The sequence below is a fragment of the Rhizobium tibeticum genome, from assembly GCF_900110205.1.
Taxonomy (GTDB): domain Bacteria; phylum Pseudomonadota; class Alphaproteobacteria; order Rhizobiales; family Rhizobiaceae; genus Rhizobium; species Rhizobium tibeticum.
On record NZ_FOCV01000022.1, the window covers coordinates 71853 to 89749 of the forward strand.

Consider the following 17897-nt stretch of genomic DNA (forward strand, 5'->3'; position numbering starts at 1 on the left):
GTGTCTGGCTTCGGTAGCAATCCTGGACGGCTGACAATGAAGGTCTTCGTGCCAAGCAAATTGCCCGTAAAGCCGCCGTTGGTCGTAGTGCTCCATGGATGCAGACAGACGCCGGAAAGCTTCGACACCGGAAGTGGCTTTTCCAAACTTGCGACGCAGCGTGGTTTTGTTCTCCTGTATCCGGAACAAAGAGAAGCGAACAATTCGCAGCGGTGCTTCAACTGGTTTCGGCCAAGCGCGATTGCGCGAGATCGGGGCGAACTCATGTCCATTCGCCAGATGATCGAACACGCATGCGCTCGGCATCGAATTGGTCGATCCCGCATCTATATTGCGGGCCTTTCTGCCGGCGGCGCGATGACTTCGGCGCTTGTCGCCACCTATCCGGATCTTTTTGCTGGCGCTGCCATCTTTGCCGGGATGCCGTTCGGCGCGGCAAGAGACGCAATGTCGGCTATCGGCAGCATGAGGTCCGGCGTCTCACGGCGAGAGCCTCGTGAATGGGGCGATCTGGTGCGCGGTGTCTCGCCTGCTGCAAGAGGTTGGCCGTCGATTTCGATATGGCACGGAACGGCGGACGGCGTCGTCAACCCGGTCAACGCGATGGCCTCGATTTCGCAATGGCTAGAGGTAACGGGTTTGGAGGAACCCGCCGGGCGAATAAGGCAGATGTCGTGGGGCACGCTCAAGCAATGGAAGAGCGGAGATCGACTGCAACTGTCGTTCTATTCGGTTCGTGGCCTTGGCCATGGGCTGCCAAGGCGGTTCTCGAGTCAAAAGCAGAGGGTGGCTGATCCTTACGTGTTGCAGTCCGAACTTTCCGGTCCGCTGGAGCTCATGCGTGCGTGGGGACTAAAGCTATAGAAACCCGCGCCCAATTGCCGTGTCGGGCGTTTTGCCGACATGGTGGAGGCGGCATTGGAAGACGTCGCGGTGCTCGCAATTAGAAAGAGAGACGGTTTCGAAACATGCGCTGCGGTATTTGGTTCCTAGTCGTATCTGCGATAACGTCTGCGCGCGAGGGGATGCCGGATCGCAGCGCTGGCCTTCTCCCTGGGGACGGAGTTCAACGTCGCTAGCCTGTGATGGGGTATCGCGCATATGCACATGTGAGTATGCAGGCAGAGCGTTGGTCAAGGAGGGACTTATGACGATCTACGAACAACTTCGCAAAGCGCCGTTCAACCTCGATGACGCTGCGATCGCCTGGGTCCGCGACGTCTATGCCTCGCTCAATCTCGACGACAAGGTTGGCCAACTCTTCACCTTGATCATGATCGGGGCGGATGAGGAGGAGTTCAAACGCGTTGGCGCGTTGAGACCGGGCGGCATTACGCGATTTTTCACGCCTGACCTCGACTTCGAGCGGCGCGTCATTTCGAACCTCGTCGCTCAGAGCAAAGTGCCACCCATTATCAGCGCCGACCTCGAAGGCAGCCGTCATTCCTTCGCCTTTGGCACTCCGGTGCTGGGCCAACTTGGCCTTGCAGCCGTTGATGACATCGAGGCAACCGAAAGAAGTTCGGAGATCCTGGCACGCGAGGGCCGTGCGATGGGTGTTCGTTGGTCGTTCACGCCGGTCATCGACATAAATGCCGCCTTCCGATCGCCAATCGTCGGTACACGCTCATATGGCTCCGATGTCGATAGGATCGAACGGCACGCGGTCGCCCATGTTCGCGGTCTCCAGCGGAATGGAGTTGCCGCCACCGCGAAGCACTGGCCGGGCGAGGGCTACGATGACCGCGATCAACACCTCGTTACGACGACCAATCCGCTTTCCATGGAGGAGTGGAAGGAAACCTTCGGTCGGCTTTACAAAAAGCTGATCAGCGAAGGTGTGCTGGCAGTCATGAGTGCGCATATTTCGCTTCCCGCCTATATCCGGTCGAAGATGCCAGATGCCGGGCTCGAAGCCTTCCGACCGGCCTCGGTCTCCCGGTTGTTGAATGTTGACCTTCTCCGAGACGAACTCGGCTTCAATGGCATCATCGTCTCTGACGCGACACCCATGGGCGGGCTATCGGCGTGGGGCCACCACCTCGATACCATGCCTGATATCATCGCGAATGGCTGCGACATGATCCTCTTCAGCGATGCGCCTGAGGAGGATATGGCTGCGGTCAAGGCGGCCGTCGAAGACGGCCGAATTACCCCGGAGCGACTTGAGGAAGCGGTTCTTCGTGTGTTGGCGCTCAAGGCGCACCTCAAGCTTTTTCGGTCGTCAGATGTGCTTCCCGATGCGGCCGAGGCGCGCCACCTGCTTGCGCATCCAAACAGCGTCGCCGCGTCCAAGGAATACATCGGCCGCTCGCCTACGCTTGTGAAGGATGTCAACAGCATCTTTCCGCTCGACCCCGCGAAGACGAAGCGCATCCTGCTGGTCGATGGAGGCATCATTCATCCGCTCGTCCAGCAGCCTCTGAAATTCGTGCTGCCCGACCTATTGGCGACGGAAGGTTTCGAAGTCACGATCGACCGGCCGGACATCGTGCCGACCCCGGAGAATTTCGACCTCGTGATTTACGCGCTAGGCGACGAGTCGCTGCTTGTGCGGGGCCGGATATTCGTTGACTGGCACCGGATGGGCGGTGGAGGGCTCTTCAAGGCCATGTACCGGCCCTGGACGAATATTCCCTCAGTGATGATCTCGTTTGGGCATCCCTATCACCTTTACGATGCACCGCGCGTACCGGCCTATATCAACGCATACTCCACCATGGACAGCGTCCAGGAAGCCGTCGTTGATTGCATGCTCGGTCGCAAGCCCTTCCTCGGCACGAACCCGGTAGATCCATTCTGTGGCCTCGCGGATGCACGCTATTGACGCTTTCGGTCGCGTAAGGACATGATCGGCAAAAGGAATTGCGGATAGACGGCTTGACTGTGCGACAGGAGAGGCGGTCGAGAATCCGGATGGCGGGCAGCCCTCGCAGCATCCCTAGGATCAAATCCCAAGCGCGATGTTCAGGTGGAGTTGGGCGGATTTCGCTTCCGCCTGACGATCGGATTACGAGGGGGCGAGTTCAAGGCTTGTGGCTCGGGCGGCAACACACCAAGCAACAGGCATCGCTCCGTCATTTCTCTTCCTCCCAATACCTTTGCCAGAGGTCGAGCCTGGGTTTCAGCGGATCGGCTCCTACCGTCGCGCCGTTATTTCTGAAGTCGAAGACCTTGTCCGCGGCTGGGTCGTGCTGAGGCCAATTTGGCCGCGAGCCTCCGTTGGGGTCACCCTTCGTTGCAAATTCGACCCAGTAAGCACTCGCCAAAGCGGCCATGGCCCAGTCGGCGGGCGTAACCTTGTCTTTCACTAGTGCAGCTGGAATGTCGAGCGTATACAGAATTTCGAAGCCGTGCAGAGTGCCTTTCCATTTCGGATCGTTGCGAAGTGCCTCGGCAACATACGAGAAACGATACCACCACGTCGGCTGACCTGCGCGGAGCATCTCGTCAGCTAGGTGGCGAGACGGTTCGACAAGCGTTTTATCGGCGAAGACCTGCTGCTTCAGTTCATCAAGAGGCTCTTGGCCGGTGGGATCGTAGAGGTTGCGGGCTTGGGCTGCATACTTCCCGAGTAGCTGGAAGAGATCGTCTTTCGTCGCTGCCTGACCGATACCGAGATCACGATTGTTCGCTCCGATAATGACTGGCACTGGAGCTTGGCGGCCTGCCGCGAAAGCCGCTTCCGGCGTTTCGAGCAAAAACCGTCCGTCAATGATCGAGCCTGAGACGCCGATGACGGGCTTGCCTGTCGACATTCCCGCCAGCACCTCTGGTGCCGATGCACCCTTGGTCAACGTTTCGGCAGGCACCGCCCGAAGCGCGGCGAGAGCGTCGGCCCCGCTACCTTCAATTCCAAGAGAAGCTGCATAATCTAGCGCCGTTTTCTCTGCTTCTTCCAACGATGACAAAGGCGTGCTGTGCGCACGCGCGGTAGGGACGCCCGGTGACTGTAGAATAACTCCCCGGAAGAGCCCCCGTGACAAAGGCGATATCATGTGTGCCATCACCGAGCCGCCGCCTGTTGACTCTCCGAATATGGTCACCTTGTTCGGATCGCCGCCGAAGGCTTTGATGTTTTGCTGAACCCATTTCAGGGCTGCAAGCTGATCCATGTAGCCATAGTTGCCGACGGGTTCGTCAGGCGACTCCTTTATGAGCGCAGGATGAGCAAAGTAACCAAGCCGTCCCATGCGGTAGTTCATACTAACGAACACAACTCTCTTGGCGGCTAGCTGGCCACCGGTCAGGGGTGTTCCCATGGACAAGAGCGCCGCCGTAAATCCAAACCATCACCGGGAGGGGTGTCTTGAAATGCTTGGCCGGTGTCCAGACATTGAGAGTTAAACAGTCCTCGGACTTCGGCAAGTCGTCGGTCTGCATGCACGATGGACCGAAGTTTCGCGCATCCTTAACACCGCTCCATTCATTCACGGGTCTGGGATTGCGCCATCTCAGATCGCCAAGAGGTGGTGCCGCGTAGGGTATGCCTTTGAAGCTGACGACCGTGCCTGACCTTTCGCCCCTCAGCATGCCGCTGTCGATTCTAACGGTGTCGTCTGCCGCGGGTAATCGGGATGCAAAAGTCATCCAGGTTGCGGCCGCCAAAAAGAGCAGAAAGTTGCGACTGCGATCCACAAACACTGCCCCCTCCGAGGTTAACACAGTCCGGGAGTAAAATACTCCCGTACAGCGGCAACGAAAAGGGTTCGTCCGATGTCGACCAATGTCCGATGTCGACGGCGAATCTCGACCTACAGCTAGGCTTGTTGACAGTTGCGCGGCGGACGACGTGTCGTTTTGCGCTTGATCCGCCAAGCCGGCCCCAACGCGTCGGAGCGCGTCTCTGCATGGGACATTTCGACCACTAACCCATTCAATTCCGGCGCAATCAGGAAACACAAAAATGGGAGCACGACAGCACTTCGAGCGCCGTCGGATACTGCGCGGCGCTGCCTGCCAACTTCAAGAAAGGTATCAGTTGGACAAGGCCACGGCACGCTCGGGAAGTAGCCAGGAGGACGGCCTTGTGGCGCCGTTTGGTATTTATTGTGATGGTTTGACCGAATGATCATGATCCCATCCACCGCCGACAGCGGCGTCGACCTCGCAGATCACGCCGGCCTGGTCGTAGGTGATCTTTACTTTACCCTTCAACTCGGCCGCCAGCAGGCTTTCGATCAGGCGTGAACCGAAGCCCTTGCGCGAAGGCTGAGTAACGCTCGGCCCGCCCGTTTCCTGCCAACGCAGTCTCAGCTTGGCAGGGTCGTCGCCTTCAAGCGACCATTCAATGGAAACGCGGCCTTCCGGTACGGACAAGGCTCCATACTTGGCGGCATTCGTTGCCAGTTCGTGTAGCGCCAGCGAAATCGACAGGACGGCCCTCGGCGCCAGGTGAATGCTCGGCCCCGAGATCGAGAACCTGTCCCGTTGATAGGGAGACAGTGACTGCTTGACGACAGCTTCCAGCTCTGCCTGCTCCCAGTTGCCGTGCGTCAGGAGATCATGGGCCTTCGACATCGAGGCGAGCCTTGCCTCGAAAGCGTCCACTCCGGCTCGGTTTGCTTCCTCTCGCCCGAGTGTCTGCCGAGCGATCGCCATCACAGTCGCGAGCACGTTCTTCACACGATGGTTCAGTTCGCCGACGAGAACCGTCTGCAGCCGCTCGGCCTCCTTTCGCGCGCTGATGTCGTGCGCTATTTTTGAAGCCCCGACGATCCTGCCATAAGCGTCAAAAATAGGTGAAACGCTGAGTAGGACGTCGACAAGCCCGCCATCCTTGCGGCGGCGCTTGGTCTCATAAGGATCAACCTTCAGACCGGCGCTGACCTGCCTGATGATTGCAGGTTCCTCTTCAATCCTGTCATCGGGAACCAGAAGCACGACCGAGTGGCCGATCGCTTCGTCGGCCGAATAGCCATAGAGCTTCTCGGCTCCGATGTTCCAGCTCGTGATCCTCATGTTCAGGTCGGTGCCGAGAATGGCGTCGTCGGACGAGGCAATGATCGCGGCAAGGCGACGCTCCACTTCCTGAGCGCGCTTGCGTTCCGTGATATCGACGACAACGGCGACCGCTTGCCGTATCGCTGCGTTCTTGTCGCGAAGAGGTGAGACGGAATTCGCCACCCAAACGAGGCTACCGTCCTTGCGCACGTAGCGCTTCTCGATGTCAAAGCTCTGGCCGGTTTCCAGCATTGTCCTGTATGATCGGACATAGTCGTCCAGATCCTTGGGAAACGTGATGTCCTGCACCCGCATCTTCAAAAGCTCGGCTTCCGTGTAGCCGACGATTTCGCAGAAGCGGCTGTTGACCAGGAGGAGACGCCCGGCGAGATCCGACTGCCCGATGCCGGCCGCCGTCTGCGAGAACATTGCCCGAAAGCGTTCCTCGCTCTCTCGTAGCGCGGTTTCGAATTTGACGCGTTGAGTCGTCTCGCTGACGATGCAGAAGACGCCGCCGACCTTGCCCTCCTCGTCCCGGACCGGTGAGTAGGAAAGGTCGAAGTGAACAGTCTCTGGATAGCCGTGGCGCTCGATATAGAACGGGCGGTCCTTGGCGACCACTGTTTCGCCGTGGTCAAGGACGCGCCGCAGGAGCGGTTCCAGATCGCTCCACAATTCGCTCCAATGCTCGCGGGCCGGGCGGCCGAGGGCCTGAGGATGTTTGCTTCCGATTGTCGGCGCATAGGCGTCGTTATAAAGAGCGATAAAATCCTGGCCCCAGAACATGACGATCTGGGCTTTGGATGGCAGCATGATGTCGACGGCAGATTTCAAGCAGAGCGGCCACGAGGACGGCGGGCCGAGGCCGCTCGCTTCCCAGTCGTGGGCATAAATGCGAGCGGCCATCTCGCCTGATCCAGGATATGTATCGCTGCTGCGCAGGGGTTTTGTCCTCTCTGGGATGCCCTTGGTAACTCAAAGGTTTGGCGCGCAAACGTCAAGAGGGAAATTAGCGGGGCGATCCGTTACCGCTCGACGTGGCACCAGGCGGCAAGGAGGGGGCGCGCCGTGCACCGCATCGCGACGTTGTGTCCCGCTTCGTTGAAGAAAATCGAGCCAATGGAACCGCGCTGCCATCCCTTGTCGTTACAGGAGAATTCGCAGTCGGAAAGCGCCAGAAAAACGCGGGAGCGATACTGAATATGGTCTGGGAAGCGGCTGTATGGCGCCATGATCGTCAGGCCGAGAGCCACATCGGCTCGTTCTTCGACGCCCGATATGCCGGCCACGAGCGCATGTGCGTGTGTGTGCTCAATGTTGATACTGGCAAAAGGACCGGTCTTGCTGGCAACCCATTCCAGGCTCTTGGCGACATCGTTGATGGCCGCGGCAGCTTCAGCGAAAAGTTCGCCCTTCGAGACCAAGTTGCGGAGCGCAAACTGTAACTGCGGTGCCAAAGGCACAGGAGTGGCCGGCCTCGTTGCGATGGCGCCCGGATCCTGCAGCAGGTGGAACACCTTGCCCGCAACGAATTTCTCCATGAAGGGAGCCGCATCGGACAGCATGATGTTTCCCAACGCACCGATCAGGCGTTGCACGGCGACAGGTCTGCGAGCGCGGCTGACGGAATATTCGCCGCTGGCAGTCCTGGTCCCACGATGCAGCAGGAGATCTGCTTCCCTTCTCAACCGGGGTTTCGACATCGATACGGAAAGCTCCTTGGTCACACTGGGCGATCCTTATCCCGGTGCGATCAAAAAGCAAACTGTTCCAAGCGCGTTTTTCCGACAATAGCCGGCACGCTGGAGGGCCATGCCTGCGCGAGCGATCGTGATCCGGTTGTCGTCGCCAACCTTAGGGCAGTCGGTTGGACGTCGCGCCCGTTTGGCGGTTGGCCGCCAAACGGGCGACAAGCCCGTACTGAGCTTACAAGACGCGTTTCAAGGCGTCCCCCAAAATGGAAACGATCTTCTCGATTTCGTCCGTTTCAATAATCAGCGGCGGCGAGAGCGCGACGATGTCGCCCGTGACACGGATCAAAAGACCCTTCTGGAAGCAGTCTACGAAGACGTCATAGGCACGCGTCCCAGGCGCACCATCCCGGGGCGCTAGCTCAACAGCGCCGACGAGACCGAGGTTGCGGATGTCGATGACATGGGGCAGTCCCTTCAGGGAGTGAAGGGCGTCCTGCCAGGTGTCGGCGATGGAGGCGGCGCGCGTGAGCAGACCTTCCTCCTCGTAGATTTCCAGAGTGGCAATACCTGCCGCACTGGCAACGGGGTGGCCGGAATAGGTGTAACCGTGGAAGAGCTCGATCTGGTTTTCAGGGCCGACCATCAATGCGTCATAGACCTTTTGGCTAGCGAAGACCGCACCCATCGGAATGGCGCCGTTCGTCAGGCCCTTCGCCGTGGTGACAAGGTCGGGTACGACGCCGAAATAGTCGGTGGCGAAGGGCGTTCCCAGACGGCCAAAGCCGGTAATGACTTCGTCGAAGATCAGCAGGATGCCGTATCTATCCGCAATGGCGCGCAGACGCTCCAGATATCCCTTCGGCGGCAGAATGACGCCTGCCGATCCGGACATCGGCTCGACAATGACGGCGGCGATTGTCTCGGCACCGTGCAGCGCAACCAGACGTTCCAGATCGTCCGCAAGCTCGATACCGTGGTGCGGAAGCCCCTTGGAGAAGCCGTTTCTCTCGATATCGAGCGTGTGGCGCATGTGGTCGGCCGGAATTTGCGGGAACACACGACGGTTGTTGACGAGCCCGCCGACTGAGATGCCGCCGAAGCCGACGCCGTGATAGCCCTTCTCGCGACCGATGATGCGGGTTCGCGTGCCCTGGCCGATCGCGCGCTGATAGGCGATCGCGATCTTCAACGCCGTATCGACCGATTCCGACCCCGAGCCGGTGAAGAACACACGATCGAGTTTCGCGGCCAGCCCGCCGGGCGCAATCTTTGCCAGTTTCTCGGCAAAGTCGAATGCGACAGGATGGCCCATCTGAAACGTCGGAGCAAAGTCCATCGTTTGCAGCTGGCGTGCGACAGCGTCTGCGACGCGTTTGCGGCCGTGGCCGGCATTAACGCACCAGAGGCCAGCTGTGCCGTCCAGCACCTTGTTGCCGTCGATATCGGTGTAGTACATGCCTTCGGCTGAGGCGAGCAGCCGGGGAGCGGCCTTGAACTGTCGGTTGGCCGTAAACGGCATCCAGAAATTATCGAGGGAAGGCCGGTTCGACGTGCTCATCTGGTCCATCACTATTCTCCGTTGAGTTTCGAAGAATGTTCAGTGATTTACAGCGATGGACAAGTCCTTTTCTGCGCGTGCATAAGCACTTGAAAATTATGTGCGTGAGCTGAATATGTTCGATATTTGCAACAGGTGAAACACGTCCTATGTCCGTCGATATCGGTAATCGTCTCCGTCATTTGAGGATGATGCATAATCTCTCGCAGCGCGAGCTCGCCAAGCGCGCCAGCGTCACGAATTCGACGATCTCTTTGATTGAATCGAATTCCACCAACCCTTCCGTCGGCGCGTTGAAGCGCATCCTTGATGGCATTCCGATCGGCCTGGCGGAATTCTTCGCCTTCGAACCGGAACGACCGCGAAAGGCTTTCTATGCGGCCGAGGAGCTCGTCGAGATCGGGAAGGGGGCAATTTCCTATCGGCAGATTGGCGAAAGTCTGTTCGGGCGCAGCCTGCAGATCCTGAAGGAGTGTTATCAGCCGGGCTCCGACACCGGCAAGGTTCCCCTCGTTCATGAGGGAGAAGAGGGCGGGATCGTCCTTTCCGGGCGGCTCGAAGTGACGGTCGACGACGAGCGCCGGATCCTTGGGCCGGGCGACGCCTATTATTTCGAAAGCCGGAGACCGCATCGGTTCCGATGCGTCGGACCGGTCGCATGCGACGTCATCAGTGCCTGTACGCCCCCGACGTTCTAGGCGCTGGGTTCGCCCTGTATCCTCGCCAGAACGCGATCAAGCGCCAGGATTAGGGCATCATGCCCGCCGTTTTCCTGAAAGTCGGACTGCACCTGTTCGTTCAGGCCGCCCTTTGTTGCGAACTCGCCGCTGAGGGCTTCGAGCGGAATGGTACTGGAGCGCAGCGCCGTCTGCGAAAGGCTGGCAAATAGCGGCGCGATATAGGCGCGCCCCTTGCCTTTGGCGAGGCCGCGCTGTTCCAGCCACGCTGCCGAGACGTCCATGATCCCGAGGACGGTGGACATCAGCGCGCTGGCTGCGGCCAAAAGGTCGTATTCCTCCTTGGTCTCGCATTCGACTGCCGTGCCGAGAACGGAAAAGAGCGCCGCAACGTGAGGATCCGGCGGGAAGACGGCTGTCGCCCCTTCGCGATCCGCGACGAAAGGCAGCGGAATGGCCTGCACGAGGTGGACATCTGCCCCGATCCACTCCAAAAGCGTCTTGCGGCTCGTTGCCGCAATGACGCTGACAACGGATTGCCCCTTTCGAAACGTCAGTCCGTTCAGGACGTCTTGCGCAATCTGTGGGCGCACGGCCAGGACAACCATGTCGCTGGCGTTGATGACAGCCTGATTATCGGCGGCGATCGAGACTTCTGCGAACTCACTGGCAAGGCGCTCCGCAATCTGCGCGTTGCGCGGCGAAATCGTCACCTGCGCGACGGCGGCAGTCTTGGCCAGCAGGCCTCTGACCATGGCGTCGGTAATAGCTCCGGTTCCGATGAAGCCGATCTTCTGTACCTGCACTGGGTTGCTTCCCCTTACCGTGCGACTAGCCGACCTAGGTCACACATGGCTTCTTGCACAGGGGAATATCGTCTCGCAAGGCCCGTCGCAAGGCGAGAGGTTCCCCGTGTAATGTTGCGACCGGGCATTTTCCTTTCTTGGAAAGGAACTGCTCATTCCCGCGGGCGCACCGGAGCCATCGACAGGGACTGTGAATAGGCCTGTGGTGAGCGGTTCCCAGGCATGTTTTCATCGAGAATGAGTGTTTTGACATCGCCTGAACGGATGTCCAAGGCGACCACTCGATCCAGCTGGTCGACCTGCCAAACAGCGTAGCCAAGGTCAGCCGAATAGCCGCAGTCGCATCCGCATTTGTCGCCGACGATCCTACGCGCGGTTGCTGGTATAAACATGATCTTCGGTTTGGGCAATTTGTAGCAATGGCCCTCAAAGGCATATCCATAAATTACGCCGATACTTTTGATGTACTTCTCTCCGTCAGCACAGCAGAGCTTCGAAAGTCCGTTGACTTCGATAGGAAGTGTACGAAACGAGTTGCCATCGTATATTGCAAGCGTAAGGTGATTTAGGACTTCATCGTATAAAAACCCCATCTCTTTTATTAGATATTCTAACAATTCGTCTAATAATTCGTCCGGGAAGGGGAACGGAAAAATTCCGCCTCGAGATCTGTATTCATCATTCCCCTCTTCGGCGGCCTTAACCTTTGCTAATATTTTTTCGCGGTCTTCTTTGGCTTTCGGTCGTGCCAGAGCTGGTCGACCGTAAAGCCGGACCTCGCCCGGATTGAAGGTCTCATAAACTGGCTTGTCGAGATCTTCCGGCTCTTTACCCACACCTGGATATTCACAGCAGCTCATGGTCCCGATCCTTTCGCGTCAGTTTGATCTAGTGATTTCACGCCATGCAAAATTCTCTTCCAGTCGCTCTGCAGCCACGCCCTCCGCTGCAGCGACGATTGCTTGCGCCGCTCGGCTGAACGTCAATGCTGGCGAGTCAAGCGTCTCCAATGAAGCCCCTAGGGCGCGGCCAATGTCATCGCGTGCCTTCTCCAGCGCTAATTTGAATAGCAGCGGCCGAGCGCGGAAGCATTCGGCCGTCAGCGTTCTGAACCGATCGAACTCATCGAGCGTCAGTTCTCTGAGATCGACATCCAAGAGGCGTGGGGTGGCACACCCCTGCGAGACGAGATTGCGATGATAGAGCTCGACAATACTGTCGAAGACCGCGCCGATGAAGGGCAGCGCCCGGTCGTGCGGTTCGCGTGTGACTTCCGACATGCGCCTGAAGTTGGTCGCCAGGCGTATCTGGGTTTCGGGACTGGTTTCTGCGAAGCGGTTGAGTTCGTTGTAGAGCAGCAGATTTCCCCTTGTCCGGCGTAACAGGCGGTCGACGGCGGAGTCGAAATGGAGGAAGGAGATCAGCGACACGCAATCGGAAAATCCTTCCGAGAAGGGAAAGAAATCGCTTTCGCGCGACGCGCCAAGGGGAACGCCCATCTCAGAGAAGATGATGAGATGGCCGAGTTCGTGGGCGATCGCGTCGAAATTCAGAGCGTAAGGTCTTGGTGAGCCGCCGGCATGCGAGCAACCAAGCTCGAGAAAGCCATAGCCTGCCTGGGCATTGTCCCATTCGACGAAAGGGACGATCTCCAGTCTGGGGATCGTGCCATCGAAGAACCAGCGGATCGGGTGACCAATGTAGCTCTGCCAGATGTCGAGCACACGGTGGATGCAGGCATAGGCATGCACGCCAAGATAGGGTCGCGATCGCGGGTCGAGGCCGTCGAAATGACGGTCGGGTCCTGCCTGGACCGGCGGACGGCGGATGCCCTCAAAGGGCGGCAGGCGCGACATGCCGTAGGGCCGCTTGCTGTAGAGCGGATCAGCCACATACATCAGCGCATCGCTCGGTCCTTCATTGATCTGATCGGGAAGAATTGAAAGCCAGACGCGATCTGGTTGCTCATAGCCCGGGATGAAGGGAGGCTGAGGAAAAATCCAGAATCGTGTTCCTGTGCCGGCCTCTGCAGGGGCAAGCGCAACATCCGGGTACAAATCCATGTTGGCCTCGCCCCACAGGTCGAAACAACTTTACGTTTTATTAGTATGTATTAATTAAGTGTATGTCAATATTGGCTGCTTCGAGATCGCGAATGAAAGTATTCGTTGCAACCCAGGTGTTAATCGGGCGGCGACCGCCAAATTCCGTCGCCAATTGAGGCGCGAGTTTCAGTGCCAGTGATGCGTCAAGGCCCTTCTGCCGAATAAGCTGATGACGCAATCTACTGATTTCTTCCCGCCGCCAACCTTCTGCGCGAAGTATCCCATCAAACGATCGGTCGCGAAAATTCATTCGCCGCGCGGTTGCGGATAGACTATCGCGTTGAGCGGTGCTTATGTGGCCGAGCCGCTTCAGACTGGCAAACGTCCTTTGAAGATCGATTAGGGCGTCTGTCACGGGTGGGAAGCCAAGTTCGGCCGGTCCCGATTGGACGGCGACGGCATCGTCCGGGGCCAGTATCCAGCGCCTGTAATACCGGAAGACCAGCCCGACGCCGATCATACCGTATGGACCCAGTTCCGCTGCCCGGAGCGCTCCCATGCTTGCGGCTCCGATCACCACGATCCCCTGGGCCAGCGCCCACAGGATTTCCTTATGCCGGACAGACGGGCGATCTTCGAACTGTCCATCGATGATGACCATCGCTTTGGGGCGAAAAGCATGGGCGGCAAGCAGTATGTCGCCCTGTGCGACCGGTTGAAGGTAGATTGCGTCGAGCGCAACTTGGGCTTCCGACAGTCGCAGCGTCGGGCCTAGAAAAACCAGTATCGGACCTGCTTGATCGGTAGCGCTCATCCTGATCTCCTAGCGCATGATGGAAAAGGGGCGGCTGCGCGGCATCAAGATCCTGACGCAGCGAACAGGACCGTCGGAATTCGAACCCAGCAGAATTGCAAGAACAGGCCCAAGCGCGGCATCTGTGACATAGTCTAGCAGTTCCTGGAGGGTGGAAACCGACCGGATTTCTGCGACGGGCGTGAAAGACACCGGTTCGAGAATGAGTTGGCGCGCCTTTGCAATGACGCCGTCAACACGCTTGTGATAATGCCCCGCCGTCTGGTCGTCACGGGCGCCTGATATGGCTCCTGCTCGGGTCGCCAAAGCCTCAAGCAAGGCATTTTCCGCCGCCTGGTGGAGGTTTTGCCCGGCGCAATAACCTTCTGTCGGCAGTGCAAGAGCGGGATGCCCGGCGCCAATTTCGATCGACTGGCACCAGACGACGGCAATTCCGGTCGGGGAGGGGGCAAGCCAGAACCCGACCGATATAGAGTGTTCTGCGAGAAGTCCGATCCGGCGATTGACAGCCGCACCAAGGCTCTCGGGAGCAAGTCGGTGTCTGTCGAAGAAGCCGTGTGTGGAGAACGCTCTGGCAATCGCATCGCGCTCTATGCACTCGAAGAGCGCGTGCGCTGCCGCTTGATGCCATGTTGAATGGCACGCGAGGCCGGTGGTGTTGCGAAGGAACAGCCCATCGAAGTCCGGTGGCGGATCGGTGTAGCGTGTATGCACGAGTTCGAGAGGAACCATCTGCCTCGATCCGGAGCGAAGGTCATGGGCTGCAATCCAGAGCGTTGGTGTTTGCCGCCAAGCAGCGTTTGTGCTGTTGACAAGCTGAGTGTCGAACAGTCCCTCTGGGATGGCGAGCTCATCCGCACTTGCAAGAACGGCGCTCTTGGCAGGAAGCAGCTCGGCGTAGTAGCGCTCAAGCGCCTCCATGATCGCTCCGATCGCGGCATGTTGGATGGATCGACCTCGGCCAAGGGAGGTCACTTCTGAAAGGGCATTTGGGCGGATGGTTTGAACCGCCGGAAGCGTCAATCGGTCGAGGCCGGTGAGGTCCGCGATGCGTGTTATGCCCGCGTGCCTGCACATAGGCAGGAGCCCGCGCAAGTAGATGCCGGGATCGTCCTCCGCCTCCCGGGCAAGCGGTGAGGAGAGGTGGACGGTGACCTCTTCCGCAAACGCGCCGAGGAGTTCGTTATCTGAAGTGCCGTCAGTGGGCTCACCGGTCGACGACAAGGCCAAGGTCCTCGATCGACTGGTTGATTTTCTGCTGGAGTGCGACCGCACCCTGCGTCTGGGCAGTCTCTGCGGCAACCCGCAGATCCTCGATGACAAGATTTCGCATCGCGCCGGCGCGGGCACGCAGCATGGCGCGAACCCGGTACAGCTCGGCAAGCCAATAGGCGTGACCCGTTTCTCGTGCTTTGAGGATCGCCTGGCTGGCAACCTCGATGGCGCGATCGACCTTGTCGTCAAGGCCCAGCATTGCGGCCTGCATCGATAGATAGATCGGCAGGTCGATCACCGCGCCGAGTTCCGCAAGAAGATCAAACCCCTTGCAGAACCTTTCGTAGCCCCCCTCAAGGTTTCCAAGGTGGGCCTCGGCCCAGCCGCCGAAAAGAAGCGAAAGTCCAGCCAAAGACTGCATTTCGTGTTGTCTCGCAAATTCAGACATCTCTTCCGCAACGGTTGTCAAGCGTTTGTAATCATTGCGATAGAAGGCAGAGACGGCTTCCGTGTCGAGAGAGTGTGCCTTGCTCGGCAGGTGGGAAATCTCGTTCACGAACCGGATCATGTCCTGAAGTGCATGATCCGATTCATGCGTCTGGCCTGTCAGCCACAGCGAGAGTGCCAGTTGGCCCAGTCCACAGACACGTGCATCGTGACCGCCGTAAATTGTGCGTGCTTCCGTCGCCCTTTGTGTGTCGTAAAGCGCCAGCCCTTCTCGGATTGCACTCTGCGTTTCTCGGTGACGTCCAAGGTTGAAGTCGATTGCCCAGACGCAATGCTTCATCTGCAAGCGTATTTCAGGATCTTGGATGCCTGCCAACATGACCTGCACTTCCATTGCGCGCTCATGCATCGTCAGAAAATCGGCTCCCGTCAGCCACCAACCCCAGTAGATCGGAAACCATTGCGACTTCTCTTCAAGCGGCAGGCGATTGGCGATCTCCACCCCGTCTTCGTAGAGCTTTCGCGCCGGCGGCGAATTCAAGCCGACCGCCCCGGTGAGCACTGGTCCCAGCGCGGTTACAGCTGTTAGACGAAGTCGATCAACCCGGTCGACCACCTCCAGACTGTCGCAGATTGAGAGGGCATGTTCGAGATGGTGGCGGGCTTCGACCAAAGCGGAACGACGCGCAGCCTCCTGGCCGGCCCTGATGAACAGTTGCGCGGCCGTTTCCTTGAGACCGGCACGCTCCGCATGCTCGGCACGGGAACCGACATCGATCCACGGTGCAATTGTGGGGTCTTCGCTAACAGCGTCGAAGAGGCGCCGATGAAGGGCTTGGCTCTGCCGCCGCAGCAACAGCTTGTAGATTGTCTCGTGGATCAATGCGTGGCGAAAACCATAGGTAATGGTTCCGCCAGCTCGCACATGTGTTACGAAACCCGTATCGCACAGCGTATCTGCCGCGTTCGCCAGCGCCTTCTTGCCATAATCCGGGAGCAGCCTTTGAAGGAGCGGCAAGGTGAAGCGGGAACCGGCAACGGCACCGGCGCGTGCCACATCCCGGATGGGGCCAAGTTGACCGAGCCGCGCTTCGAGAATCTCTTCAAATGCCGAAATATGGGTTGTCGATGCCGTCTCCGGCATCGTGACATTGTCGGCGATCTTGGTGTCGGATACCCACTGGCATATCTGCTCGATAAAGAGCGGCACGCCGCCAGATATTCGCTCCGTTACCTCAACCAGCTCTGAAAACTCGGCTTGTCGGTGCTGCGGCCAGTTGCTCTCGATCGCCCGCCTCGTTTCGTCCGGATCGAGAGGTTGCAGAGACAGTCGAGATGGATTGGCGTCATCAGACCATTCCGTCGTCGGCTCCGGACGTGTGGTCGCGATGAGAAGAAACGGAAGCCGCGAGATGACGCGGGCCGCCTCCACCAGAAACTCCCGCGAGGTCGGATCAATCCAATGAATGTCCTCGACGACCATAAGGACCGGCCCGCTTTCGCATAAAGCCTGCAGGGCCCGTGGAATTGCTTGTCGCGCTCGCTCCCGTATGAGTTTGGGATTGCTGCCTGCGAGATTTTCACTACGCCCTTCGGCACCGAGGAGATGGGCAAAGATCTCGATGATGTCGTCTTCCCGTATGCCGTGGCGCCGGAAGCGGGCGGCGACCGTAGCTGCCCTCAATTTCGACTGTCCGCCCGTTTCGGGCATGCCGGTGAGGCTGTTGACCAAGGGGTGGAGCGTCGAATGGAAGCCACCAGGAACGCACTGGAAGAAGAAGGATTTCGATCGCTCCGCGCGCGTCAGTCTGCGGAACTCATGCAGGAGACGCGATTTTCCGATCCCAGCCTCTCCCTCGACGACGACCGTCTGTCCATTCCCGGCCACGACGCTTTTCCACGCTTTCGAAAGTGCCTCCAGCTCGGCTGTGCGACCCACAAAGGGGCTGCCGAGTCTCCCAAATGCATAGAATCTGTCCACTTCATTTTTGTGGCCAAGCGCGCGCCATGCCCTTTGCGGTCCCTCGAATCCCTTCAGCTTCCAGATGCCCTCGAACGAAAACGCGTGCGAGCGCCCCGCCAACCTGCAGGTTTCGTCTGACACGAAGACGGTGTTGGGAGCAGCGACTGTCTCGAGACGCGTGGCGAGAGCAAGCGCCACGCCGACAACCGGCTCATGGCTCCAGCTTTGTTCTTGAAATCCCTGAACGAGCGCAACGGAGGTGGCGATGCCGACGCGTACCTGCAGATCGGCACGACCGGCGGCCTCGCCAACGTGCCTGCAGGTTTCAATGATTTGCAGGCCTGCACGAATAGCAAGGGAAGCGGCATCCCGTGCTCCGAGATCGATCGGAAACAGCGCGAGGCCGCCGTCACCGGCCTCCACTCGAAGCACGCCTGAATGCCCTACGATTGATTTGTTCGCGGCTGCCTGAAACGCCGATATCAGTTCGCGGTAGTCTTCCAGGTCCATGCGGTGGAAGAGTTCGGTTGAATCGACCAGATCGTAGCAAAGTGCGGTAACGATCCGGCGCTCGATCGCACCGGTCTGGGCTTTCCTCCAGCCGCTCTTGACCGGTGGTTTCCTGGCGCCATTCGGATCGTTGTCCTGCATCGCGCTTCCCCTTGGCCGCTAGCCCAAAGCTGACGTGCCCGTAAGGCTAACACATTCTTAACGCGTTGCGAGGCTATCGTTGTA

The 17897-nt window shown here is 58.9% G+C and carries 12 protein-coding genes and 1 pseudogene; 3 read left to right on the forward strand and 10 right to left on the reverse strand.

All coding sequences use genetic code 11. The features are described from left to right. On the forward strand, positions 1–864 hold the full coding sequence (locus BSG20_RS22535; protein WP_438646486.1) for an extracellular catalytic domain type 1 short-chain-length polyhydroxyalkanoate depolymerase: 864 nt from the start codon (positions 1–3) through the stop codon (positions 862–864). A 283-nt stretch (positions 865–1147) separates the two neighbouring features. Then, positions 1148–2827, forward strand: a complete 1680-nt coding sequence (locus BSG20_RS22540; protein ID WP_072378447.1) for a glycoside hydrolase family 3 protein — start codon at positions 1148–1150, stop codon at positions 2825–2827. 250 nt (positions 2828–3077) lie between these two features. Here the strand turns inward: BSG20_RS22540 and BSG20_RS22545 are convergent. The 4 genes and pseudogenes from BSG20_RS22545 to aptA all read right to left on the reverse strand — a co-directional run bounded on the left by BSG20_RS22545 (position 3078) and on the right by aptA (position 9204). Beyond that, a pseudogene (locus BSG20_RS22545) lies at positions 3078–4644 on the reverse strand (carboxylesterase/lipase family protein). Positions 4645–5046: 402 nt separating this feature from the next. Continuing rightward, positions 5047–6849, reverse strand: coding sequence for a PAS domain S-box protein (locus BSG20_RS22550; protein ID WP_072378446.1), 1803 nt, complete (start codon positions 6847–6849; stop codon positions 5047–5049). Positions 6850–6968: 119 nt separating this feature from the next. Next, positions 6969–7670 (reverse strand): dimethylsulfonioproprionate lyase family protein, encoded by a 702-nt coding sequence (locus tag BSG20_RS22555; protein WP_244541378.1) that lies wholly within the window; start codon positions 7668–7670, stop codon positions 6969–6971. A gap of 199 nt (positions 7671–7869) precedes the next feature. Continuing rightward, positions 7870–9204 (reverse strand): omega-aminotransferase AptA, encoded by a 1335-nt coding sequence (gene aptA, locus BSG20_RS22560; protein ID WP_072378444.1) that lies wholly within the window; start codon positions 9202–9204, stop codon positions 7870–7872. A 140-nt stretch (positions 9205–9344) separates the two neighbouring features. Here aptA and BSG20_RS22565 point away from each other — a divergent pair, with 140 nt between their 5' ends. Continuing rightward, entirely contained in the window at positions 9345–9893 is a 549-nt protein-coding gene (locus BSG20_RS22565; protein ID WP_072378443.1) for a cupin domain-containing protein, read from the forward strand. On the opposite strand, the gene BSG20_RS22570 is transcribed toward BSG20_RS22565, so the two are convergent. The 6 genes from BSG20_RS22570 to BSG20_RS22595 all read right to left on the reverse strand — a co-directional run bounded on the left by BSG20_RS22570 (position 9890) and on the right by BSG20_RS22595 (position 17813). Further along, positions 9890–10678, reverse strand: a complete 789-nt coding sequence (locus tag BSG20_RS22570; RefSeq protein WP_072378442.1) for a pyrroline-5-carboxylate reductase — start codon at positions 10676–10678, stop codon at positions 9890–9892. The two genes, BSG20_RS22565 and BSG20_RS22570, sit on opposite strands and share 4 nt — an antisense overlap. A 152-nt stretch (positions 10679–10830) precedes the next feature. Then, complete coding sequence (locus BSG20_RS22575) at positions 10831–11538, reverse strand: hypothetical protein (RefSeq protein ID WP_072378441.1); 708 nt, start codon at positions 11536–11538, stop codon at positions 10831–10833. An 18-nt stretch (positions 11539–11556) separates the two neighbouring features. Further along, positions 11557–12741: a gluzincin family metallopeptidase gene (locus tag BSG20_RS22580; RefSeq protein WP_072378440.1), complete on the reverse strand. Its 1185-nt coding sequence runs from the start codon at positions 12739–12741 to the stop codon at positions 11557–11559. Positions 12742–12781: 40 nt separating this feature from the next. Beyond that, positions 12782–13537, reverse strand: coding sequence for a TfuA-like protein (locus tag BSG20_RS22585; RefSeq protein ID WP_072378439.1), 756 nt, complete (start codon positions 13535–13537; stop codon positions 12782–12784). A gap of 9 nt (positions 13538–13546) precedes the next feature. Beyond that, on the reverse strand, positions 13547–14761 hold the full coding sequence (locus BSG20_RS22590; protein WP_072378438.1) for a YcaO-like family protein: 1215 nt from the start codon (positions 14759–14761) through the stop codon (positions 13547–13549). Then, entirely contained in the window at positions 14745–17813 is a 3069-nt protein-coding gene (locus BSG20_RS22595) for an AAA family ATPase (protein WP_072378437.1), read from the reverse strand. Before BSG20_RS22595 ends, BSG20_RS22590 begins: the two co-directional genes overlap by 17 nt. Positions 17814–17897 lie beyond the last annotated feature (84 nt).

Excerpts from the sequence above, each read along its gene's own strand:
- BSG20_RS22540 (WP_072378447.1), top strand. The coding sequence starts at position 1,148 with ATGACGATCTACGAACAACTTCGCAAAGCGCCGTTCAACCTCGATGAC.
- BSG20_RS22550 (WP_072378446.1), bottom strand. The coding sequence starts at position 6,849 with ATGGCCGCTCGCATTTATGCCCACGACTGGGAAGCGAGCGGCCTCGGC.
- aptA (WP_072378444.1), bottom strand. The coding sequence starts at position 9,204 with ATGGACCAGATGAGCACGTCGAACCGGCCTTCCCTCGATAATTTCTGG.
- BSG20_RS22565 (WP_072378443.1), top strand. The coding sequence starts at position 9,345 with ATGTCCGTCGATATCGGTAATCGTCTCCGTCATTTGAGGATGATGCAT.
- BSG20_RS22575 (WP_072378441.1), bottom strand. The coding sequence starts at position 11,538 with ATGAGCTGCTGTGAATATCCAGGTGTGGGTAAAGAGCCGGAAGATCTC.
- BSG20_RS22580 (WP_072378440.1), bottom strand. The coding sequence starts at position 12,741 with ATGGATTTGTACCCGGATGTTGCGCTTGCCCCTGCAGAGGCCGGCACA.
- BSG20_RS22585 (WP_072378439.1), bottom strand. The coding sequence starts at position 13,537 with ATGAGCGCTACCGATCAAGCAGGTCCGATACTGGTTTTTCTAGGCCCG.
- BSG20_RS22595 (WP_072378437.1), bottom strand. The coding sequence starts at position 17,813 with ATGCAGGACAACGATCCGAATGGCGCCAGGAAACCACCGGTCAAGAGC.